General features: G+C 29.1%; 16 protein-coding genes. 5 read left to right on the top strand and 11 right to left on the bottom strand.

The annotated features are described in order from the left end of the window. Positions 1-208: 208 nt before the first annotated feature. From V3255_RS02760 to V3255_RS02740, 5 genes are all read right to left on the bottom strand, one after another. Positions 209-2,509: an ABC transporter ATP-binding protein gene (locus V3255_RS02760; protein WP_303438455.1), complete on the bottom strand. Its 2,301-nt coding sequence runs from the start codon at positions 2,507-2,509 to the stop codon at positions 209-211. 777 nt (positions 2,510-3,286) lie between these two features. Then, positions 3,287-3,853 (bottom strand): YigZ family protein, encoded by a 567-nt coding sequence (locus V3255_RS02755; protein WP_333503603.1) that lies wholly within the window; start codon positions 3,851-3,853, stop codon positions 3,287-3,289. Positions 3,854-3,862: 9 nt separating this feature from the next. Continuing rightward, positions 3,863-4,702 carry a carbohydrate ABC transporter permease gene (locus V3255_RS02750; protein ID WP_337897087.1) on the bottom strand — a complete coding sequence of 280 codons (840 nt, stop codon included), beginning with the start codon at positions 4,700-4,702 and terminating at the stop codon, positions 3,863-3,865. Next, positions 4,686-5,609, bottom strand: a complete 924-nt coding sequence (locus V3255_RS02745; protein ID WP_333503600.1) for a sugar ABC transporter permease — start codon at positions 5,607-5,609, stop codon at positions 4,686-4,688. Before V3255_RS02745 ends, V3255_RS02750 begins: the two co-directional genes overlap by 17 nt. Beyond that, a complete protein-coding gene (locus V3255_RS02740) occupies positions 5,602-6,762 on the bottom strand; it encodes an ABC transporter ATP-binding protein (RefSeq protein WP_333503599.1) in 1,161 nt (386 codons plus the stop codon). The genes V3255_RS02745 and V3255_RS02740 overlap by 8 nt, the downstream gene beginning before the upstream one ends. A 139-nt stretch (positions 6,763-6,901) precedes the next feature. On the opposite strand from V3255_RS02740, the gene V3255_RS02735 reads away from it, so the two are divergent. The 5 genes from V3255_RS02735 to V3255_RS02715 all read left to right on the top strand — a co-directional run bounded on the left by V3255_RS02735 (position 6,902) and on the right by V3255_RS02715 (position 14,115). Further along, positions 6,902-8,734, top strand: coding sequence for a P68 family surface lipoprotein (locus V3255_RS02735; protein WP_333503598.1), 1,833 nt, complete (start codon positions 6,902-6,904; stop codon positions 8,732-8,734). Positions 8,735-9,638: 904 nt separating this feature from the next. Next, positions 9,639-10,700 (top strand): phospho-furanose lactonase, encoded by a 1,062-nt coding sequence (locus tag V3255_RS02730; protein WP_044286188.1) that lies wholly within the window; start codon positions 9,639-9,641, stop codon positions 10,698-10,700. A 67-nt stretch (positions 10,701-10,767) separates the two neighbouring features. After that, on the top strand, positions 10,768-12,537 hold the full coding sequence (locus V3255_RS02725) for a PTS ascorbate transporter subunit IIC (RefSeq protein ID WP_333503597.1): 1,770 nt from the start codon (positions 10,768-10,770) through the stop codon (positions 12,535-12,537). 775 nt (positions 12,538-13,312) lie between these two features. After that, positions 13,313-13,603: a PTS sugar transporter subunit IIB gene (locus V3255_RS02720; RefSeq protein WP_069099495.1), complete on the top strand. Its 291-nt coding sequence runs from the start codon at positions 13,313-13,315 to the stop codon at positions 13,601-13,603. Positions 13,604-13,635: 32 nt separating this feature from the next. Then, positions 13,636-14,115: a PTS sugar transporter subunit IIA gene (locus V3255_RS02715; RefSeq protein WP_333503596.1), complete on the top strand. Its 480-nt coding sequence runs from the start codon at positions 13,636-13,638 to the stop codon at positions 14,113-14,115. 720 nt (positions 14,116-14,835) lie between these two features. Here the strand turns inward: V3255_RS02715 and V3255_RS02710 are convergent. The 6 genes from V3255_RS02710 to V3255_RS02685 all read right to left on the bottom strand — a co-directional run bounded on the left by V3255_RS02710 (position 14,836) and on the right by V3255_RS02685 (position 25,008). Beyond that, positions 14,836-17,181: an MSC_0775 family lipoprotein gene (locus V3255_RS02710; RefSeq protein WP_333503595.1), complete on the bottom strand. Its 2,346-nt coding sequence runs from the start codon at positions 17,179-17,181 to the stop codon at positions 14,836-14,838. A 20-nt stretch (positions 17,182-17,201) separates the two neighbouring features. Further along, on the bottom strand, positions 17,202-18,014 hold the full coding sequence (locus tag V3255_RS02705; protein WP_333503594.1) for an MAG4940 family membrane protein: 813 nt from the start codon (positions 18,012-18,014) through the stop codon (positions 17,202-17,204). A gap of 46 nt (positions 18,015-18,060) precedes the next feature. Beyond that, positions 18,061-18,669 carry a hypothetical protein gene (locus tag V3255_RS02700; protein WP_333503593.1) on the bottom strand — a complete coding sequence of 203 codons (609 nt, stop codon included), beginning with the start codon at positions 18,667-18,669 and terminating at the stop codon, positions 18,061-18,063. A gap of 438 nt (positions 18,670-19,107) precedes the next feature. Then, positions 19,108-21,951, bottom strand: coding sequence for an excinuclease ABC subunit UvrA (gene uvrA / locus V3255_RS02695; protein WP_333503592.1), 2,844 nt, complete (start codon positions 21,949-21,951; stop codon positions 19,108-19,110). A gap of 3 nt (positions 21,952-21,954) precedes the next feature. Next, positions 21,955-24,471 (bottom strand): RNase J family beta-CASP ribonuclease, encoded by a 2,517-nt coding sequence (locus V3255_RS02690; protein ID WP_333503591.1) that lies wholly within the window; start codon positions 24,469-24,471, stop codon positions 21,955-21,957. A 201-nt stretch (positions 24,472-24,672) separates the two neighbouring features. Continuing rightward, positions 24,673-25,008, bottom strand: coding sequence for a hypothetical protein (locus tag V3255_RS02685; RefSeq protein WP_258824900.1), 336 nt, complete (start codon positions 25,006-25,008; stop codon positions 24,673-24,675). Positions 25,009-25,031: the final 23 nt, after the last annotated feature.

Here is a 25,031-nt window from a genome sequence, read left to right as displayed (position 1 = left end):
AAATTTAAAAAAGCTAACACTTTTGGTGTTAGCCTCCTCCTAAAATCGGACAAAAAAAGCCAACACCTTAGTGTTACTTTTCTTTGTCCTAGTTTATTTACCGGTATTTTTGCATTTTTATATTCGCTAAAAAGTGAATTTTTGCCATCAAATTGATAAACTCAGGATTAAAGAAATAAAAAATGAAAGGCATTTACACCTTTCATTTTTATTTTAATAACTGTTGAGTGGTCTTTTTGTAAGTAATTAACGACATTAAAACATAAATTAGAATAAAAGCAGCTGAAAGTCCGGCTCAAGAGGATAATAAAATCAGGGCTAAATTTTCTTGAGAAGCGGCAGGAAAATCATTGCCAACTATTAAAATATGAATCGATTCCATTGACGGGAAAATGATTACAAAACTTAAAATTAGAACAACAATCGATATCAAAACAATATTTAAAGTATGATAAAAAAGTGTTAATAAAGTCGAACCACCAAGCGATTTTAGAATTCCAATCATTCTCTGTTTTGATTCAGAAATTGTTTTGGCATAAACTAAAATGAACGAAATTAATATAATAACAAAAATTATAAACACTGCAAAAGTAACTTTGTTAACTATCGAAATAATCGCTAAAGATTGGCTAGTTATTACCCGAATTAAGCTTGAAGGTGGAGTAATTCTAAGGTCAAATTTAGCATTTTTTGCCTCTAAATCAAGGTTGTTTTGTTCGTCAGTTGTTGTTAAATAAGCAGTAAGATTGGCTGGTTGGAACCTGGTATAAAATTCTTTGGCATCTTCGTGATAATATAATTCTGAATCTGGCGAGTCAAAAATTCCAACAACAAGTAAATTAAATGTTTGATTTAAAGGTGAGTTTGTTTGAATTATATCGCCAACTTTTAATTTATATTTAGCATTTGAATCAATTGCTGTTGTTGAAAGTAGAATTTCATCGACTTTTCTTGGAAATGTTCCAGTTATTAATTCTAGATTGTTTTGCGGGAAAACTTTTGTGTTTTTTAGCGGAATTTTGAATGGTTCAAGCGCGGAGCTTTGGGCATTTTCACTAGGAATATAGGAGTTAATTTCCTTAAAAAGTTGAGGGTTTTGGTCTTTGTTTTCTTCAACTGTATTTTGCTTAACTAAATTTTCAAGATCTTTAATTGATTGAGTGCTAATAAAAGATGGAAAACTAATTAAATTAAAAGTATCTAATCTGGCAACGGAACTTTTAATTCCATTATTAATTCCGACAATTTTTAGTTCAATTTTATTTTGATTTTCCTCAATTTCTTTATTAGAATCATAAACCAAATGAATTGTTTTTCCTATTGGATTTTCAATTTTAAGTATGTCAATTGCTGATTTTGAAAGGATAATTTCCCGAGAATTTTCAATGAATTTTCCTTCAAAATTAACAAGATCATTTTCAATTCTGTTTTTGAAAAAGCTATTAATTTCAACTTGATCAACATCTCTAAGATTAATTTTTCGATTTTCATAGTGCAAGTTTATATTTGTCGTTGGCCTATTTGCAACAAGCGCGTTGATTGATTCAAGCTCACTAATTTTTTTAATTTCATCCTGGTTAAAAGCAGCATTTGATTTTTTTTCAATTAAGTTTTTGTCAAGTGAGAGCGTATATTTTTGCTGCCGTTCGACTTTTGCCGTTCCAAGATTTAATTCAAAAGCAAAACTAATCGAAAATACGGCCGCTAAAAAAGCTATTATAATTAAAATACTAAGCGTTAATTTTTTGCTAATATCAGCAATAACAAAAATCGGCGAAATATTTAATTTATTCTTATATTGAACTACTTTTGCAACTTTTTTATGTTTAGTTTCGCTAGTTTGTTCAGAATTTTGGTCTTCTATTATATTAGTGTCGTTAATTTTAATAATTGGTGGCTTGTCTTTTTGTAAAAAAATTATTTGATCAGCATATTTGTGAATCATTTCAGTATTATGGCTTATAACCACAACTGTGTGATTTTTTGACATTTGCTTAATTTTTTCAAAGATAATTTGCTCATTTTCTTTATCAAGTGCGGCAGTTGGCTCATCAAACAAAATAAATTCTGAACCCCGATTTAGAGAACGAAGAATTGCGATTCTTTGTTTTTCACCACCAGAGAGATTTTCCATTTTTGTTTTAAAAACACTTTGGTCAAGATTTAAAAAATTTGCATTTTTACTAAATTCATCTTGTTTAAATTTATAACCCAAAATACTTGTCCCAATTCGAACATTGTCAATAGCTGAAATATTTTCAATAAGATTGACATCTTGAAAAAAAATGTCAACATTTGGGTTTTTTAAAACTTGTTGATTTTTATCAAAAAAGGAAATTTGCCCGCTGTCAGCTTTGGCAATTTTGGCAATAATATGCAAAAGCGTCGTTTTTCCAACACCAGATTGACCAGAAATGAACGTTAATTTATTAGTTGGAATATCAAAACTAATGTTATTTAAAATTATTTTTGTTCCGAGTCTTTTTGTGATGTTACGAATTTGAATCATCTTTGCACCTAGATAGCTTTTTTAATATTGTGTATATTTTAATATAAAAAAATTTTTTCAACCAAATTATTTTACTATTTCTTTAAGATTTAGCTCAAAATTTTCTTCTAATTTTAAAGGATGGCTGAATTCAATTTTTAATTTTAGTACAAATTCTTTTTTTCCACGACTTTCCCAGTTTGATGAGATAATCCTAAAAACTGTCTGGTTTTCCGTGCTTTTTTAACTTAAAAAGCAAAATATGAAATATTTAAACTAGCTTTTTTAGTTAAAACACTGACAAAAATCAATTTATGGATAAAACAACAAAAATCATAAAAAAATACAACTACTATTTAAACTCAATGCAAATAGAAAACTCGTTTTTACTTACATTGAGCCTAAAAACAAAATGTGAAGTTTTGAAAGAACAATAACTAAAAGCCCTAAATTTATAGATTTCTAAACGGTTAAATTTAAGGCATTCCATCATATTTAAAAATATAATGGATAATTCGCATTTTCTGATTTTATCATGCAAAAAACATAACTAATTCCCCCTTAATTCAATATTAAAAATTTATTAATTTATTCTTAGTGAAGGTTATTATAACATATTTTTTTCTTAGACCAAACATTTTTTTTTTTTTTTTGCAAATGGTTAATTTTAAAATAATAAAAATTAAAATTTTAGGTCAAAAAACCCGGATTTAGCGGTATTTTTGCATATTTATATTCACTAAAAAGTGAATTTTAGCCATCAAACTGTCAAACTCAGAAAATAATTTTTTTAACAAATTATTTTATAATTTCCTTAAGGTTAAGTTCAAAATTTTCTTCTAATTTTAAAGGACACTTAAATTCAATTTTTAATTTTAGCCCAAATTCCTTTTTTTGGACTGTACAGCCATTTTTCTTTATTAATTGAAGTACCCAGTTCATTTTTTCCAAGTCAACTTCGCACAAATAGTGATAAGAAATTTTAAAATCATCAACCAAACTAAGATTTAAGACTTCAATTGCCGCTTTTTTGTAACTATTTTGTAACAGACCTAGCCCTAATTTGGCCCCGTACATATATCTGACAACAATAATTAATGAATTAGTAATTTTTTTTGTTCTTAAAATGTTAAAAATTTGTCATCCTGCTGAACCTTTTGGCTCGTTTGCATCACTGAATTTACAATTATATAAATCAAAACAAACTGCATAAACAATATGACTTGCATGTTTATTTTCTTGTTGAATTTTTGTTAGTACCGCTTCTGAGTGTTCCTTTGATTCTACTAGAAAACTATAAGAAATAAATTTAGATTTTTTGATTTCTAATTCAAAAACAGCTTCTTTTGTGATAATTTTTTGCATTTTTCAAAATTATTTAATATTGTTTGCCGTTGCATTATTAATAAATTTGGAAAAAATTATATAAGAAAATAACGGAACAATTATTGTAAAAAGTGAGCCTGCTGCTTGAATGTTTTGCAAAAATCCAAGGCTACTTTGACCTGAATACTGAAATCAAGTTGAAATTGTCTGGTATGAGCGGTTTGAAAAAATGTAATTTGGTCATAAAAAGTCGTTTCAAGCTTGAATTGTTGTAAAAATAATTAATAAATAATAGGAAATTTTTATTTTTGGAAAAATTATCAATTTAATCTTTGAAAACAGTGATAAATTGTCAATTCTTGCAAGTAAAAGTTGCTTTTTATCAATTTTGTTAATACTTTTATAAAGGTAAAAAAAGTTAAAAAAGGAAAAAATTTGGTTAACTGTCAGTGCAAAAACTGGCGAATTTGTTACTAATTGATTGCTGTTTAGAATTCTTGCAAGGGGAATATAAGTGCTAATTTCCGGAATAAAAGAAATTGCTACAAAAAGAGAAATAAACGTTAATTTCAGTCTTTTTTTTGCCATTCAAAGTCCAAAAGATGCTAGTGAATACAGGAGAATTCTAAAAAAATTAATGAGCATAATTACTAAAATTGAAGTGGTAATTCCAATTCAAAAATTATCATTAATAGAATTTTTAAAGTTCTCAAGTAAATTTGAGCCTATTTTCAAAGTCAAATTAGGATTATCTTGCAATTCATTAGGCAGCGAAGCATTTACAATTAAATAATATAAAGGAAACAAGAAAAAAATAAGTACTATTATTAAAAAGGAAAATAGCAAAAATTGTAGAAAAAAACTATTTAAATTAAATTTTAATGACATTTTTACCCCTTTTATTTTTAATAAGTTTTGCTATTTTTTTCCATGTTTTTGGTCTAAAAATAATAAAAGTTGAAAAAACTGCTATAAGATAAAAGAAAGTCATTAAACTCACGGCAGATTGGAGTCCTGAATTATCGCTTGAAGATAAAATATATGAAGCAAGAGTGTGGCCTCTATTTAGATCCAAATTTATGTCGCCTGTAATGACATTTGGATATAGCATTGTTGCAAAAATGAAGTTTGTGTAGGCAATAACTAAAAATTGATTGCCAATTTCCTTAAAATAAAGGTTAAAAATCTTATCTTTTAGGTTAATTCTGTCAATTTGTAAATTTTTTTGATATTTTGTGTGAATGCTCGAAATTGCAAAGAAAAAAAGCACTGAATTAAAAGGGATTGCCCTTCAGAGTTGATAAATTAAATATAGTCAAATTAAATCAATTTTATTGTCTCCGCCGACAAATGAAAAATTTAGATTGAGCATTTTTGCAAAGACATTTTTTTGACCAAAAAGGAAAGAAAAAGCTGTCCCGATTGCAAAAGATGAAATAAAAAACTGGGAATAAAGTCCAGTTATTATTAACATTCTAAGAAATTTACTCTTAAGTTTTGAGAGCAAAATTGCAATAACAAAACCTAGAAAAAGTGCAATCGGTGAGCTAATAAAAAATAATAAAGTACTGTTTCTTAGTGCGTCATTAAAATTTGATTTTGCAAATAATTGTCTAAAATTGTCAAATCCTAAATGCGTATTTTGGCCAGATCCAACATTAAAAGAGTTAAATAATGAATCCAGAATCGGGTAGACTGAAAAAATAAAAAGAAAAATAAAAAGTGGACCTATAAGTAAGATTGCTTTTGTATTTTTGTGAAAAAACACTGATTTTATGGACTCTTTATTAACCATTAACACGATTTCCGCCTTTATCAAAAGCAAAAATTTTATCTTTATTATATTCTATTTTTACATTTTGGCCTTGAATATCAATAGGACTTATAATTTCAAGGTCAATATTTTTTTCATTATCATGAATTTGGTAATAAAAATTATCTGCAATATTTTTTTTATAAAAAACTTTTCCATTTGTTGGTTCAGATGTTGATGAAATTTTAATGTATTTAGAACGGATATAATATTCAATTTCTCCCTTTTTTTCAATAAAATTGATTTCTGGCATTCCAATAAATTTTGCAGCAAAAATAGACTGAGGATTTTCAAAAAGTTCTTCTGGATTAGAATATTGCAAAATTTCCCCTTTATTTAAAAGAATAATTTTGTCGCTAATTTTCATTGCATCAGTTTGGTCGTGAGTTACTAAAACGATTGTCATGTTAAATTCTTGTTTGATTTTAAGTAATAATTTAATAGTTGATTCCTTAATTTTTGCATCAAGTGATGAAAAAGGTTCATCCATTAAAACTAAATTATCCCCTTTTATAATTGATTTTGCAAAAGCCACGCGTTGTTGCTGACCCCCACTAATATTTTTGGCTTTTTTTAAAAAAATGTCGTCAATTTCTAAGGCTTTTAACACATTTAGGACTTCTTTTTCGAAATATTTTTTTCTAAATTTTAGGAAAAAAATATAAAATTTTATATTTTTCAATATATAAAAGTAAAATTTGAATTTTTTTATAACCTTTTGTACGCCTAAAGTAGATTTGTTTGAAAGCAAATTTCCGAGAGAGTCGCTAAAATCTTGACTATTTTTATCTTTTTTGAAATTTTCCCAGCTTAATTTTCATACTTTTGAGGTTCATTCAGGCGAATTTTTAGCACTAATCCAAAGATTTTTCTTTACAGAAATTTCTTCATATAAGTTGTTTTTTTGCATTATATAGCCAAAGTTTTTGAATTTTTCATGGTATTCAATACCTGTCTTTACTGGCAAAAAACCTGCTAAAATATTAAGGAAAGTGGACTTTCCTGCACCTGAGGGTCCTAAAATTGTAATAATATTATTTGCTGGTATTTCGAGGTCATTAATTTTAAGAAAAGCCTTTTTATCATACGAAAATATAAGGTTTTTAATACTTATAGCAATTGTTAAGTGATTCATATTAAAAAATTTTACCTTTTTTTCAAAATTTTTTTTGTAAATGTTGTATAGTTATTTTTATTAAAATTATAAATAACTAATATTTAATTATTGATATTTCTGAAAAAAATTTCATAAAATTAGAAAAAGTGAGAAATATATGAATTTTAAAAAATTTTTTAAACCTTTATTACTTCTCTCTCCAAGTCTTTTCTTAGTTGCGAGTGCTTGTGGAGTAAGTGAGAATACAATTGATCCAAAAACTCAAGTTGTTATGACAACAAGTCAAGGTCCTTTTTGACCATTAATTTTTGGACTTAATGTTTATGGCAAAAATCAAAAAGGATTAATCCCTTATTACAACCAAAAGTTTAAAGATGATCCTGATTTTGCGCCAGTTAGACTTGTTTTGGATTTTGAGTCAAAAGCAAAAACTCAACAACAAACAACCGAAAACATTAAAAAATTACTGGACACAAATTCAGATCAACTTCCATCAATTGTTTTAGGGGATTCTTCAACTGCGAGTGTTTTACAAGAACGTAATCGACTTTTAGAAATAACAAGTGATAAATTGAAGCCAGGAATATTCACTGATCAAATTGTAGGAAAATACAATTCATTTAATTTTGGCGAAAATAAGTTTTATAACATTCCTTTTAACGTAAATGATGTTGATGCACTTGGATTTAACCTTGATAATTTACGGATTATTTTTGACTTAGTAAAAAAAGGTGGCGGAAAAGTTGATGAGTCAGCCGAAATTTACAAAAAAGCACAAGAATCAGCTCAAAAAGGAAACTCGACTCCTGCAAACAGTTTTTTTAGCAATCTTGAAGTAAAATCTGCCGAAATTTTCAAAGATTTAAACGTAAATTATGATACTTTTTCAAATATTGAAGAAGCACTTGAGTTTTCAACTAAATTTATTGACGGTGTAAAATTAAAAGCTGATGCAAAAATTGATGAAAATACAGAAAATGCGTCTATTTTTGATATTGACTATTCAGGTCTAGTTTTCCACAAAAATATTATTTCAAAATCAGGTAAAAAATTCTGAGAAGCAAAAGGTAAAGATTTAACTTTTAATATTGCGACAGATATATCCTTGCAAGATGAATTTAAAAAAACTTACGAAAAATTTACAAAAACTAACAAAAAAATCGAACAAAAAGTAGGTCAAAAAAACAAAATTTTGCAAGCGTTTCAGTTTAAAAACTTTAAGAAAAAAGACAGCATTGGTGAATGAGGAAGTCATGATATTCTTCAATATCGTACCGTTTTTGGCTATGTTCCTGGAGTTGGGATTAAGCAATCAATTGACACAGCAACAACCCGTAGCTTATTCGCAAAAAGCAACTCTGAACTTGCCAAAGGTTTTGCAACATTTAATGACGTATTCACAACAAACCAACCATTAAAGTCACGCAAAGATTCTCAATTTTTTGTCTATAACTCAGGTGGATCATCCCTAATTCCAATTAAAACTGACACAGAAAAAATTAATAAAGCAGCAATTAAATTTTTAGAATGACTCTTTACTGGTCAAAATGATATTGACAAACCCGGAACAATGGTCGATAATACTGATTATTTAATGGAAAATACTGGTTATTTCCTTCCTACAAAAGCGGTTGTAACTCAAGAAAAATTGGAACAAGTAAAGAAAAAATATAAAGAATACTATGATAAAATTGTTGAATTTGAATCTAATAACAAAAAAAGTATTGAACTAGTTGGCGAAGATGCTAAAAAAATCGACTGAAGTTTGTATGAAAAAATGGCAAATCTCAGATCAGTTATAATTTCAATGGAATCAATGCTTAATGCTTTTAAAGAAGATGCATCCAAAGTTAAAATTCTAAGTGATAATGGTAATTTTAAAGAAGCAAAAATTTCGGCAACAATTACAGATTCACTAATTGAATCAACAAAATTCGAAAATAGTAAAGCCGAAACTCCTGAAAAATTACTAACCTTAATTAATCAATAAAAACTTAAATTAGCGGTAATTTTAAAAAAAATAGAAATTCTGCTGCTTGTAAAAACTAAAAATTCGCAAAATTTTTAGTTTTTATTTTTTTCTTAAAATAATACGCATTTTATATATTTTCCCGAGTTTCTCAGTTTGGTGAGGTAATCTTAAAAAAATTGTCCGGTTTTTAGCTTTTTAACTTTTTTGGCAAAAGTAAATTACCTACTTTAAAACACTGGCAAAATCATAAAAAAATACAACTGCTATTTAAACTCAATGCAAATAGAAAACTCGTTTTTATTTAAACTGAGCCTAAAAAAATATATGAAGTTTTGAAAGAACAATAATTAAAAGCCATAAATTTTAGATTTCTAAACGGGTAAATTTAAGGCATTCCATCATATTTAAAAATATAATGGATAATCCGCACTATCTGATTTTAGTATGGCAAAAAACATAAGTAATTCCTCCTTAATTCTAATATTCATTTATTAATTATTCTTAAGTGAGAGTTATTATAACATAATTTTATTTTTGACAAAGCATTTTTTTTTTTTTTGCAAAAGGGTAATTTTAAATAATAAAGATTAAGGTCTTACTGTCAAAAAACACGAATTTAACGGTATTTTTTTGATATTTATACTCAATAAAAAGTCAATTTTTGCCATCAAACTGTGCAGCTCAGGAAAATTCCAAAAATTTTTAGTTTTTATTTTTTATTTTTTTGTTAAAATAATACGGATTTTATATTTTCAAAGAAGCTTAACGAAGCTTAATATAGTTATTTATAATCGCAAAACATTTTTTGTTTTGCTTTTTTCACATTCCGTTAAAAAAGTGGTATAATAAAAAATATATTTTAAAAACAAATTTTATTTGTTAAGTGTTGACTTTAAAACTAAAGAAAGGAAAAAAATTTTTAATGCAAAATACGGAAAAATTTTCTAGAACTGTTTTAGGAGATATTTGTCCCTCAGAATTAGGGGTCGTTGACTGTCATGACCATTTAATTAAAAATTATGGTCCTGAAGCTCATGAACACCCTGATTTTGTGATGCTTTCAAACGAAGCTGCAATTGCCGAATCACTCGAATTTGCAGCTCGTGGCGGGAAAACATTGGTAACAATGGACCCGCCAAATGTTGGTAGAGATGTTTATCGCATGCTCGAAATCGCCCAGGAATTAGCTGGTAAAGTTCATATTATTATGTCCACCGGTTTTCATAAGGCCGCTTTTTATGACAAAGGCGCTTCCTGACTCGCGCTTGTTCCAACTGATGAAATTACCAAAATGGTTGTTGCCGAAATAACCCAAGGAATGGATGAGTATAATTATTCTGGCCCAGTTGTTAAACGTTCAAAGGCAAAAGCAGGAATAATTAAAGCCGGAACAGGTTATGGGGCGATTGATCGTTTGGAATTAAAATCACTCGAAGTTGCCGCAAGAGCCTCAATTGAAACCGGTGCGCCAATTTTGGTTCACACCCAACTAGGAACAATGGCTTATGAGGCCGCTAAATATTTAATTGATTTTGGCGCTAATCCGCGTAAAATTCAACTTTCACACTTAAATAAAAATCCTGATAAATATTATTATGCAAAAATAATTAAGGAATTAGGTGTAACTTTGTGTTTTGATGGTCCTGATCGTGTTAAGTATTATACTGATGCAACTCTGGCTGAAAACATTAAATACCTAGTTGATCTTGGTCTCCAAAAGCATATAACTTTATCGCTTGATGCAGGACGGGTTTTATATCAAAAAAACTACGGAATGCTAAAAGGGAAAATGAGCCATGGATTTGCTTATCTTTTTGATCGGTTTATTCCACTTTTAAGACAAGTTGGTGTTAGTCAAGAAGCAATTGATGATATTTTGATTAACAATCCAGCGGAAATATTGACCTTTGATCAGCCGCGAAAATTTGATCCGTCAATTCTTCCTGAGTACATATTGGAACTCAAAAAAACCTTTAAAATCTAGCGATTTTAAATTCTAAATAACTATTTATTAGTTAAAATTTTAAAAAAATTTTAAGAAAGGAAATAAAATGTCGCTTAGTAAAAAAAATAATAAATTACTTTTTGGCCTACTTATTTTCTTGTTTGTTAACCTTTTAATTATCGGGATCACCCTCGGTGTTCGAATGGGTCATAATGGCGAGAGTTTTTCAACCGCCTTGGTTTTTCTTGTTCGAGTAGTTTATCTTGATAACTATTTAAGACAAAATCCACTTTTGCTTGGATCTTTGGTTCTTGTTGGTTATCTTGTTTTAGGCCGTGGTGGTCGCGATGCATTTCTTGGGGCGCTCAAGACAGCTATTGGAGTTTTCCTTTTAGGAATTGGAGCAAGTATTCTAGTTGGTCTGGCTGCTCCAGTTTTTCGCGCAATTGGAGATATTAAATCCGGTGGTGTTGTTCCGCTTGATCCTTATTTAGGTTGGACTTCTGCTGAGAATTTTCTTCAAACAAGCTTTGGAAAAGCAAATAACTTTCTTACCTTAGCATCATTCACCTTCATTGCTGCTTTTATTGTTAATATTTTAATGGTTTTAGCAAAAAGGTTTACTAACACAAATTCAATTGTGATTACCGGACATATTATGCTCCAGCAGTCAACAATTGTTACCGCACTTTTATATGTAATTTTATTCCGTTCAATTCCGCTTCTTGATGATGGGGCAATTTCTACCGGATCTCAGGTCGGACTTGTACTTATTTCAGGTCTGTTTTTAGGAATTTACTGGGCAACTTCATCGGTTGCAACGCTAAAAATAACTAACCTTGTCACCCAAAATGCTGGTTTTGCCGTTGGTCACCAACAAATGCTTACTTTATTTACTAGCTACAAAATGGGTCGCTTTTTTGGAAACAAAGAACACAGTGCTGAAAATCGTAAACTACCTGAGTCACTCAAAATTTTTGAAGACAATATTTTTACCCAAACAATAATTATGCTATTTCTCTTTGCAATTTTATTTGCGATAATTATTGGATACCATGGATTAGAAAGTACCATTAATTCTACTTACAGTGGCTTTACTGGGGCTGCAGAGAAAATCGGAGCTACTTGAAATGGATCATATAGTGGCGCAAACTTTGTTCTCATAATTTTTGGTGGAGTACTCAGAATGATTGCTGCCTTAATTGCAATTATGACTGGTGTTCGAATGTTTGTTACTGAATTACAACAGTCTTTCCATGGAATTTCTGAAAAAGTAATTCCTGGTGCTGTTGTTGCTGTTGACATTGCCGCTACTTATGGATTTTCAATTAATGCCGTTACTTACGGATTCCTTGGCGGCGTTTTCGGACAATTTTTGGCCGTATTTATTACTGTCGGACTTGCTGCAATTCCAGGAAATAATTATTCCTTAGTTGCAATTCCACTCTTTATTACACTATTTTTCAACTCAGGAGCAATGGGAGTTTATGCTAATGCCTCTGGAGGTTGAAGAGCAGCCTTTATTGTTCCGGCAATTATAGGATTTTTTGAAATTATTGTAATTTCATTTGGTCTAAAACTGGTGCAAAATATTGTCGATGTTGGAATTCCTGTTCTTCAAGATAATGCTGGAAATCCAGTTCTTCAAAATCCAGTTACAACCGGATTTTTAGGAATGGGTGACTGAAACCTTTTCTTCGGACTTAGTCTAATTATCGGTCAATTCCACTATGTTTTAGGATGAATTACTGTTTTTGTTGGAATGATTGGCCTAATTCTTTTAGCCCAAGGCGTTGACTCAACAAAACAAACTAAAAAAACATGACTGCAAAAATTACTCAAAGTCAATGTTGATTTAGTTCAAAAAGAGGCCTAATTATTTAGTTTTTCAAATTTTTATACTTTTTGTATAAAAAATCTCGGTTCTAACAAAAACCGGGATTTTTTTATTCGCTTTTTTGTAAAATTAAAATACCCGAGCTTCCCAGTTTGATGAGATAATCTTAAAAAGTATCCCGTTTTGTGGGCTTTTTTAACTTTTTTGGCAAAAGTTAATTACCTATTTTAAGACACTGGCAAAAATAAATTTATTGGCTAAACAACAAAAATCATAAAAAAAACAACTACTATTTAAACTCAATGTAAAAAGAAAACTCGTTTTTATTTAAATTGAGCCTAAAAAAATATATGAAGTTTTGAAAGAACAATAACCAAAATCCCTAAATTTTTAAGATTTCTAAACGGGTAAATTTAAGGCATTCCATTATATTTAAAAACATAATGGATAATTCGCGTTTTCTGATTTTTTTAGACAAAAAACATAACAAGTCCCCCTTAATTCAATACAAAATTTATTAATTCATTCTTAGTGAGATTTATTATAACATAATTTTATTTTAAGCCAAACATTTTTTTTTTTTTTTTGTAGAGGGTTAAATTTAAAATAATCAAATTAAGGTTTTTACATCAAAAATACCTGTAAATCCGGGTATTTTTTGCATATTTTTATTCAATAAAAAGTGAATTTTTGCCATCAAACTGGGAAACACAAGAGATTTTTTTATTTGCTTTTTGCAAAATTGTTATATAATTTTAAAATAGCATTAAAAATTATTTTTGTTTGTCTGTTTGTACTAAAAAAAGGAGTAATTATGTCATTAAAAATTGTTGCTGCATGTGGAAATGGAATGGGAACTTCAATGATAATTAAGTTGAAAGTTCAAAAAATAGTAAAGGAATTAGGGGTTGAAGCTTCTGTTGAGGCTCTTTCAATGGGTCAGTCAAAAGGGCTAACCAATTCAGTAGATATAATTATCGCCTCAAAACATCTTGTTAGTGAGTTTAATCCAAACCAAAAAGCTAAAATTGTTGGTGTAACTAATTTAATGGACGAAAATGAAATTAAAACCGCACTAAGTCCAGTTCTTGAGCAACTTGTTTAGATTTATCTTTTTTTGATTTAGGAGAAAATCTTATGTCAGTTAATTTACTCACAAATTTAATTGAGAATGATTCAATTTTAATTAATCAAAAAGCCCAAACTTGGCAAGAAGCAATTGCAATCTCATGCAAGCCGCTTATTGAAAAAAATTTAATAAGCTCAAATTATGTTGAGTCAATAGTCAACTCAACAATCGAACACGGACCTTATTATATATTGGCACCTTTTTTGGCAATGCCTCATGCTGAAGCTGGAAAAGACGTATTTAAAGACTGTTTTTCACTTGTGGTTTTTGATAAGCCTTTTTATTTTGACCAAGACAGCCGTCCTGTTCAAATTTTAATAACTCTTGGAGCAACAAGTGCTGATATTCACACCGCAGTTGCCCTGCCCCAAATAGTTGCCGCTTTTGAAGATGTTGATAATATTGACAAAATTATTAAAGCTACATCAAAAGAAGAAATAATCGCCATCCTTGAAAAAGTTGATTTTTCAAAATACCTTAATTCATAACTTTTTCTTTAAAATTTGAAGCTAAAAACCCACGAATTTGTGGGTTTTTAGATAAAAAGCCCCTTTGAGTTTCAGCCAGAGGGGCTTTTTATTATTTTAAAGTTGACCGTTTGCAAAAAGAAAAAAAAATGTTTGGTTTAAAAAAATTTTTTGCTATAATTGAGTCACTAAGAATAATTAATAAATTTTGAAATTAGAATTAAGGGGGAATTAGTAATGTTTTTTGCATAAAAAAATCAGTTAGCTCGAATTATCCATTATATTTTTAAATATGATGGAATGTCTTAAATTTACCCGTTTAGAAATCTATAAATTTAAGGATTTTGGTTATTGTTCTTTCAAAACTTCATATGTTTTTTTAGGCTCAATTTAAATAAAAACGAGTTTTCTATTTGCATTGAGTTTAAATAGTAGTTGTATTTTTTTATTGTTTTTGTCAGCTTTTAACTAAAAAAGGTAGTTTAAACATTTCATAATTTTGCTTTTAAGTTAAAATTTAGCCTTTTTTAGTTTGCCTTATTTTATCAATAAGTAGATTTTGGATTCATGAGTGGTAGATTTAAAATTTAGTTTTTTTGCTTTGATAGTTATTTTTTCTGGGTTTGCCAAAAAAGTTAAAAAAGTGCCCAAAAAACAGACACTTTTTTAAGATTATCACATTAAACGGGGAACTCGGGATAAAAATTCAACAGCGAACTTTGTGTTTTTATCTTTTAGTTTTTAACTATTTTGTTTTGCCTTTGTAAATAAGTTATCCAGTCTTACTCGCGAGGATTTATCATCACGAAATTGGAAAAATATATTTGGATCTAATGCCTGATTTCTAATAAATAAATCCTCGATTGATTTAGTGTAATCTCTGTTTTTATAGCCCTTAAATTGTGTGTCAAGCTTTTTAGTATCTTTTCCACTATTATCAACTAAGTTAATGTCTTTGCTTTGATCAATTTGTACACCCGCAGCTTTAAGACTGGTTAAGCTAATAATTTGCTTATTTTGCTCGTCTACATTGATATATTTATTAATACGGTTTGGTGCTATTCTAATATTTCTTTGTGGTTCAAGCAAATATTTCTGATTTAAAAATTTCTCGGCAAATACTTTTTTACCATTTTTGATTTCATATCGAATTGGATAAGCTTCGATGTGAACGTGCGGTGATCAACCACCATTGTTAGTCATTTGTCCAATTGTACCAAAAGTAGTATTTTTTTCTAATTCTTTTGGATTAATCGGACTAGCATCTTTTAGATAAGTTGCTATTCTTGAAGTATTTTTATTACCTTGTTCAACCTGTGCTGTTTGACCTAAAAGTGAAAGTGTATTATTGTCTAGGTGGATAAAAAAGAAAACAACAGCATCTACATTACGCAAATATTTGTCCTTAATTTCTTGGCTAATTTCTAAGTCCTTAACATCAACTTGTAATGCAACGGTAGTTCCAATTCCTTCAGCGGCCCCTTGATTTGGTAAGTAGTAAGCCCCTAGTAATTTTGATTTTGAAAAAGTTTTTAGCGGTAGACCACTTGGTACTAAGACATCTTCACCATAGTGAACGGCCTGAGTTAATTTATTATCAGTGTAGAAAGTACGAAATTCTTTGTAACCACCAGAAGTCACAAAAGATTTACTCTCTTCGTTAATACTGTTACTGATTTCGCCAATATTTCTTCTTTCTAATTCTGGTATATAAACTGAAGCATTATAAGGTGAAAAAATTTGATTTTTATTTAATAATGAGGTTGATGAATCAAATAAAGGAACAAATTTTGGCACTCCAATATTAAAATCGTCAATATCAAAATCTTGGAAAATAGAACTTTTTGATTTAAAGCTAATTTTAGCCTTAGTTGTGTATGGAGCTAAACTAGTATCGTTAGTTTTTTCTAAAATATTAATTTTAATATCAAAAAAGCTATTTTGATCAAAATTAGTTACAAAATCATCTTTATTGACATTGGCAAAATCATAGTTAAAAAAACTAATTCCACCTTTGAGTTGAACTTTTAGATATTTTTTAAATAGTTGCTGGACTTCTTGTTGATCCAGTTGCTTAAAGTCTTTAATTTTATAGACTTTTTCTGTACTGTAAGCATTTTGTCCACTGCCTGTAGTTGTCACAACAGTAACTAAAATAGACTTTAGATCTTCACCTAGCTTTGCATCTTTTAGATAATATTGACTTTTAGTATTTTCAGGAATTTCTACTGTAAACAAATCAATATTTTTTAGCTGTTTATCAAGATATTTAGTTCTAATTAAAGTATCAGTCTCACCTTTGATTTCTTCTTTAGAATTTAAATTTTCTAGAGCGCTATAAATAGAAACATTAGCCTTATTTTTATAGTTAATTTTACTAATCATTTTGGCTTTATTAATATTATCTTGCTTTGCTTTATTTGGAGCAAAACCACTAATTTGTTTATAAATTGTAATGAAATTTTCTCGTTTATAAGGGTTTTGTTTGTCATCGGCATTATAATATCTAATAGTGATAGGAATATCTAAAATTCTTGTGTCATCATTATTTTCTTGAATTTGATTATAGTTTATTTCATAATAGAAATTATTTAAGTCCATATTGATTTGTTTAGCTTTGGATTCTAGGCCTTGCACATCTAAATTTAATTTGATAAAGCGATTTGCCAATTTATTTTGCTTGAAATTTTTGATTTCAACTTTTGCTTGATCTAAAGTTAAAGTATTATTTTCAACAGTTGGTTGAACTATTTGATTGCTAGAATTAATTTGTTGTAAGTCTGAAATATGTGATACTTGAAAGTCTTGATTAATGTTAATTAATTTGGAGTTAGAATTTTGCACTTGATAAGGCACTTTAGCAAACTCTGCTGTTAAAAATTGTTCTAAATTATTCGCTTTAAACAAATCAATATTAAATTGTGGCTCATAAATTGAATAGTAAGGGTTGTTTTTGTTTAACTCTAAATTAGTAGAACTCGTAAATACATTAGCGTCATTGGTTATTCCACAAGAAATAACAACTGAGACGGACAAAGCAGAAGTTAGTACACCTAAAAATAGTTTTTTGTATTTTTTTCTAAACATTTTCTTTCCTTTGTTAGATTTTATAAATTGAAACTTAAGTTTGAAGAACTGGCAATGCCTAAAAATATTAGACTTAAAATCGCAGGTATTAAAATAGTTGTCAGTACGTTAATAATGATTTGCCACAAATAAAGTCTAATATTAAAATTATTAACTTTTCTTATTGCTAAGTAAGGTATGATCACTAAAGTTGACCATAAATTAAAATTGATAAAACCGGTATTGGTGTTAATAATAAAGAAAAATAGCAACAAGATAAATAAAACAATCTGATGATCAAATAAAGTTAAATTTGCGCTAAAAGGAATTCTTGGAACACTCATTAAAATAGAGACAAATAATGAACCAAAAAAGATCTCTTTTTGTAAATAAGTAACAATTTTAGGTGCTTTTTCGACCATAACTATTTTGTGAAAATCTTCTTTATATTTTGTGATGTTTTTCACCATTTTTGTATATAAAAAGAAGGCCAAATAACCAAAAATAACGCCTAAAATTTGACTGCCAAAAATGTAAAAATAACCCTGATAAAGTAATGTTCCTGTAAAAGAATTTGTCAGGCCTTTGATAATTGATTCAAATATGACAATTTGTGGTATTAAAAAGGGTTTAATATCTGAATTTGATAAAAATCCAGAAGTTGCTTGCGCGATAAAAAGTGCTGAAAAAAACGAAAGAGTATAGAGAAAACTTGAAACAAAAATATTTGACTTTAGTTGATGTACAATATGTTTTGATGTCAAAAAGAAAAATATTAAAAGCAGTGATCCTAAAAACTCAATAAAGGCAACTCTAGTATTTCAAAAGACAGAAAGCATTTCAAATTTTGTCATTAGCCAACCTTATAAGTTAATCATTTTTCATAAAAAGTGTCTATTTTTATAGACTTTTTTGACTAATAAGTAGATTTTGTACTACCGTCAATTGTTCTAGAATTTTATTGCTTTTAGTAATCATTGGATTTTTAAGCCCAGTATTTTGAACTAAGCCATCTTTAATTTTGTTAGAAATTTGTGCTATACTTTTGTTTTTAGTTTCTCAGACAAGTCTAGTATTTTGTGATTTAAGAAAATTCAATATTGATTTCAGCCAAATAATAACTGAATTTTCTAAATTGATCGTTTTTAAATAAGGATTTCAGTGAATCTTACTACTGTCTGTTTGTTTTACACTGATTCCTTTTTTGTTTTGTCGGATATTAATTTCTTGCAAATATTTTTGCTCTAATTTTTTTAGTTTTTTAAGATTTTCTTGGTTAACTTGAGATTTAAGTGCCAAAAAATCTTGATCATTTTTCAAGATTTTTTTATAATATGTTACCAATTGATTTTTTCCTGTCAAAGCTTGCATAAATGGTCTTGGCAAACCTTGAGAAGCTTTAAAAAGGATTTTATCATCATTATTACTTTGAACTTTACAAGCAACCAAAAAAGATATAGGAGCTAGTATCATGCTAGAACCTATGAAAATTTTTAATTTTACTTTCAAATATTCTCCTATTTTTTATTAAAAAAGTAGTAAGCAAATAAAATTATAACAAAATAATTATGCAAGTATTGCTATATTTTTCTATTAAATTTTCATTTTGTTAACCAAAAAGTAAAAAATAATCACTTTTTAATATTATATAGTCTCAAGTTGGCATTCTTTTACCACCAGCAAGAATATTGGCTGTGTAAATCCAGTCTAAAAATTTGATAGTTGCTTTATCAATTTGACATCATCAAAATTGCTCTAAAAAAAAAAAAAAAATTATTTTTTAAATTTTAAAAATAATGTATAATTACCTTTGAGCTACCTTTTTAGGTATGGTATGCTTTGGTTATGTTCAAACCGCTCAAATGAACTTCTCTGACTTTGCAGTTGTAGTTAAAGCAAAAAACTGTACCACCAAAATACTTTTTGGTGGTTTTTCTATTAAGGGGCTTATTTAACGTTTAAAATCTTTTTCAAATAAGCGCCAGTGTAGGATTTTTCTACCTTTGCAACAGCCTCCGGAGTTCCTTTTGCAACGATATTTCCTCCCTCTTGTCCGCCTTCAGGACCTAGGTCAATAATATAATCTGCAACTTTAATTACATCCAAGTTGTGCTCTATAATCACGACGCTATCGCCATTATCCACTATTCTATCAAGTACTTTAATTAAATTTGCAACGTCATAATTATGTAGCCCTGTTGTTGGCTCATCAAGAACAAAAAGTGACTTTCCTGTTGGTTTTTTTTGTAAAAATGTCGCTAATTTAATTCTTTGAGCCTCGCCGCCTGAAAGTGTTGTGGCTGACTGACCTAATTTTATATATCCAAGACCAACGTCAACTAAAGTTTGCAATTTTGTTACAATTTTTGGCCAGTTACTAAAAAACTCAAGTGCTGCTGAGACTGTTAATTCGAGAATATCTGCGATAGTTTTACCGTGAAAACGAATTTGCAGAACATCAGGTTTATACCTTTTTCCTTGACAGTTATCACATAAAACATATATATCGGGCATAAAATGCATTTCAATTTTTATTTGCCCATCGCCTTGACATTTGTCGCATCTTCCGGATTGCAAGTTAAAAGAGAATTTTGACTTAGAAAATCCAAGCGATCTTGCTTGCTCGGTGTTTGCGAAAATCTCGCGAATATCATCAAAAACAGATGTATATGTTGCTGGATTTGAGCGAGGTGTCCTTCCAATTGGACTTTGATTGACAGCAACTAGTTTGTCAATATTAAAAAGTCCCCTAATTTCATCACATTTTCCAACACGAATATTTGTCGCACCAAGGTGTTTTGCAATCCCATTAACCAAAATTTGATTGACCAATGTTGATTTACCTGAACCTGATACCCCTGTTATAACAACAAATTTACCTAAAGGAATGTTTATACTGATTTTTTTTAAATTATTTTCTCTTGCTTTTTCGATAATTATAAATTTACCATTGCCACTGCGACGTTTTTTAGGAACTGGAATTGCTAATTTATTAGTTAAAAATTGCCCTGTAATTGATTTTGGTTCGTTTTCAATGTCCTCAAGTTTTCCGACAGCAACTAAATATCCACCGTTTTCACCAGCATTAGCACCTATATCAACTAAATAGTCAGCAGCTAAAATAGTCTCAAGATCATGCTCTACAACTATTAAACTATTACCAATTTCAACCATTTTTTTCAAAGTTGTAATTAATCTGTCATTATCTTTTTGATGTAATCCAATTGAAGGTTCGTCAAGAACATAAAGTACCCCAGTTAATTGCGATCCTACTTGACTTGCAAGCCGAATTCTTTGCGATTCTCCTCCAGAAAGTGTTGCCGCTGACCTGCTTAAATTCAAATATGAAAGTCCAACATTATCTAAAAAAGAAAGCCGATCGCGAATTTCTGAAAGAATTAATTTAGAAACTTGTTGATCAAAATCAGATAAATTTAAGTTCTTAAAAAACTCAATTAGATTTTTAATAGACAGCTGTGATAATTCAAAAATATTATAATTTTCAATTTTTACCGCAAGAGCATAATTATTTAGTCTAGCTCCTTGACACGCGCTGCACAAAAATTCAGACATCATTTTTTTAAATCAAAGACGAAGATCTTCGCTTGTTGTGTCCCAAAATTTACGCTGAATTCGACTTAAAATACCTTCAATTGGGCGAAAATAATCATATCTTTTTCCACTTTCGGAAACTAAGGAGTAATTTATTGATTCTTTTGAGCCATAATTGATAATTTCAAGCTCTTTTTTAGTAAGTTCGTGGATTTTTTTATCAGGTGAAATTTCAAAATACTCAAGCAAAATTTGCAACTCTTGCCATTCTAGTGATTTTGTATTTATCGATTTTCCAAAGTATTTTATGGCACCTTGATTAATAGACAAATTTTTATCAGGAACAACAAGATCAAAATCAGCCTCTAAATTTGTCCCTAATCCTTTACAAGTTTTACACATTCCATAAGGTGAATTGAATGAAAAAAGTCGATTTTCTAGACTGGGCATTTCAAAATCACCTAAAGGACAAGCCTGTAATTTTGAAAATCTAACTACTTCAGAATCATCAAACTCGCAAAGTGCAATTCCTTTTCCCATTTGAAAAGCCAGTTCAAGTGAAGATTGAAGTCTAGTTTCTTCATCATCATCAAGAATAAATCTATCAATAATAACAGAAATTGTGTGTCTTTGTTTTGGATCAAGGTTAATTTCATCTGCAAGATAATATGTAACATCATTAATTTTAAGTCGCAAAAAACCTTGATTTTTAAGATTTTCAATTAAATTTCGGTGCGATCCGCGCTCAGATTGAACAACAGGCGCCATAATCACAATTTTAGTTCCTTTTGGCCGCGACAAAATTGAATTTAAAATGTTGACAATTTTTTGCGGAACAATTTCAGCCTTATGATTAGGGCAAAAAGGCTTACCGATTTTAGCAAATAAAAGCCGAAAATAGTCATAAATTTCGGTAATTGTTCCAACAGTTGAACGGGGATTGTTATGACTTGTTTTTTGCTCAACAGAAATTGTTGGCAAAAGTCCGTAAATAGCTTCAACTTTTGGTTTTTTAGTTCCGCCTAAAAATTGTCGTGCATATGAACTCAAAGAGTCAATATAACGCCGTTTTCCTTCTTCATAAATTGTATTAAAGGCTAAAGATGACTTTCCTGATCCTGAAACCCCAGTAAAGACAACTAATTTATTTTTAGGAATTACAAGGTCAAAATTCTTTAAATTGTTCTCGCTTGCACCTTTGATGTAAATAAAATTATGCGTGTCTTTATTTTTTAACATTTCTTAATTGCTTTCTGTTGTTTGTTTAGGTTTTGAATTTTCAGGTTTGCCAATTTTATCATTCAAATTTTGGCTTTTATAATTTTTTTTGATTGCTAGTGGCTTTTTATGAAAAGTTGCTTGGGTAGAATCAGGGCTTTTAGGGTAAAAAACCGGGCACATTTTAGTGTTGTTAAAGCGTACAGTTTGCTTTTTAACAAAATTTTGATTTAAATTTTTACTGTTTTTATTAAATTTTTTATTATTATAATTTAAGTTTTCAAAATTATCACTATCAGTATTTTTTGAAAAAGCAACAGGATTTTCTTTTATATTTTTTGCAAAAAATTGTTTAGAATTCGCTGTATTTTGATTTTTTCTAAATTTTGGCTGAATATTTTTTGTGTTTAAATTGTCTCCAGAATTGGCTGAATTTGCTGTCAAATAATCAGGTTTTTTTCTTATAATCCGTGTTTTTTTATTTTGAGAAGACTCGCCATTAGCAAAAGTTTTTTCCTGATTTAAGTTAGTCTGAGCCTCATTTTTTACAATATTTTGCGAATTTAATGATTTTTTTGTTATTTTATTTGGAATATTTTTTTGACTTGGTTTGCTTAATTTTTCATCTGTGCTTTTTGGGATATTATAATAATTTAGATTTTTTTTGCTTGAATTATTCGGCTTAACAGCTGTTTTTTCGCTTGAGTTGCCACTTTTTTGTGAATTTGTGCTTGATGACTTATTATTTGGACTTGGTTTTGCGACTTTTTTGTCAACTGGGCTTGCCAATTTTGTCTGGTCTGCTTTATAGTCAACAAATTTTTCTGCCTCTTTTTGTTCATAGTTTGCTAAAAAATCAAATTTTTCGTCAACAAAAATAAATTTTGACAAAATAACCGGATTTCAACGTTTTGACCGATGGAAATATGCACCCAATCTATTTTTTAAAAGTTGCTTTACTTGAGGCATTGATCAGTTTGGATCTTTTTGCACAAAAAAGCGAATTGATGAATAGCTAATTCGCCTAATATCAGCAATAATTGGACTTCCTGTTCGAATAGAAAAGACACCTTTTGTAATAATCGAAATTCTACCTTTAATTTCATTATTTTTTTTATCAAAAGGAACAAAAATAAAAACAACACCGTTTTCACGCATGCATTGACGTTCATTTATAATCCGCGAATTATCACGGGAAATTGTATCTCCATCAATATAAATAGGCTCACACGGAATTTTTCTCTTGGTTTTGCGAACTTCTTGGTTAACAATTTCAAAAACTTCACCATTATCCGGGATTATCACATTTTTTGGACTGACTCCAGATTCAATTGCTGTCTGAGAGTGAGCAAGCGCCATTCGGTATTCGCCATGATACGGGAAAAAATATTTTGGTTTTGTCAGTTGGAAAATTTTTTCATGCTCAGATTTATAAGCATGTCCTGAAGTATGAAGATAACCATCAGGCCCGTTTTCTTTAATAATTGCCCCTAATTTATAAAGTCGATTAATCAAATGCTCAATTTTAATTTTGTTTCCCGGAATTGGCGATGAAGAAAAAATGACCATATCACGCGGTTCAATACTGATTTTAGGGTGTTTTTTATTTGACATTCGGTCAAGAGCAGCTAGTTGTTCACCTTGGGATCCAGTTGTTAAAATTAGCATCTGATTTTCTTCAACACCTGATAAATTTTTACCAAGAAAAGCCTCATCAGGAGCATTAATATAGCCAGAACGCCGACCAATATTAATCCCATTTACCATTGATCTTCCAAAGACAAGAATTTTCTTATCTAATTTAATTCCAATTTCAATTAGTGCCTTAATTCTTGTTAAGTTTGATGCAAATGCCGTAATAATAATTTTTCGACTTGCAGCACGCATATGCATTTCAATATCAGCAAGAATGTCCCGTTCAGAGGGAGAATGGTTTGGCCGCATTGCATTAGTTGAATCTGAAAAAAGTACTGTCAGATTATTTTTCCCGATTTGTTTTAGTTTATCAAAATCTGTGTAATTTCCAATTGGTGTATAGTCAAACCTGAAATCGCCAGTACACATAATTGAACCATGTCTTGAAGTTACCCGAACACCAAAGGCATCAGGAATTGAGTGCTGAGCTGTTCAAAAGTCAACTTTAAAACTTTGAAAATGATAGACATCGTCCTTTTTTATTTCAACAAACTCAATTTCCCTTTTAATTTTATGGTCAACAAATTTGGCTTTTAAATATTCAATTGCAATTTTTGGGGCAAAAATTTTTTTAATTGGAACTTCTTGAACAAGGTAGACAATTCCGCCGATATGATCTTCGTGGCCGTGGGTGATAAAAATACCGCGAATTTTTGCTTGATTTTTTAAAAGATATTGGTAATTTGGAACCATTCCTTTGATTCCTGTTGAAAAAAGGTTAGCAAATTTAATACCAGCATCAATAATTACAATATCATAATTATCTTCAATTACAAGGGTTGATTTGCCGATTTCTTGCATTCCGCCAAGACCAAAAAAACGCGTTGGGTTAGTAGTTAGTGACATATTTTTCCTGTCATAATTATCAAATATTATATTTTTTAAAAGATAATAAATTCTAAATTTATAAAAATGAATTATTTATTATAAAAATGATTTTCAAACTAACAACAATTTTTAGTCCAACCGTTAGACTAAAAATTGGATTGACTTCATTTGAATTTAAATAAAAACAAATTTTAACAAAATTTTAGTTTTTTCTAAAATTTACTTTTTGCAAACACGAATTAGACCTTGATTTTCAAATCCAATTAGAAATTCGTTAGAATAAAATGATAAATTATCCAAAATTTGCTCACGAACATGTCCTAAACCAACGCCACAAATTAGATTTATACATTTTTTATTGGATTTTCTAAATTCAAACATTAAATTTTCAACAATTGCTACTGTTTTTTGAGTGTCTAAACCGTGAAAGTCAAAACTTATTTTATCATCAAAATCAAAATTTGAAAAAATATTATTTTTTTGACTTTGAGTTAAATCTAATATTTGATCCCATTCAGCAAAGTGAATTTCTTTTGATTTCTTTTTAATTTTCATTTCAAGATAATTAGTTTGACTAT

Source organism: Mesomycoplasma ovipneumoniae (assembly GCF_038095975.1).
Lineage (GTDB): Bacteria > Bacillota_I > Bacilli_A > Mycoplasmatales > Metamycoplasmataceae > Mesomycoplasma > Mesomycoplasma ovipneumoniae_C.
Note: the sequence above shows the minus strand (reverse complement) of the source record. Positions and strands in the feature narration are given on the sequence as shown.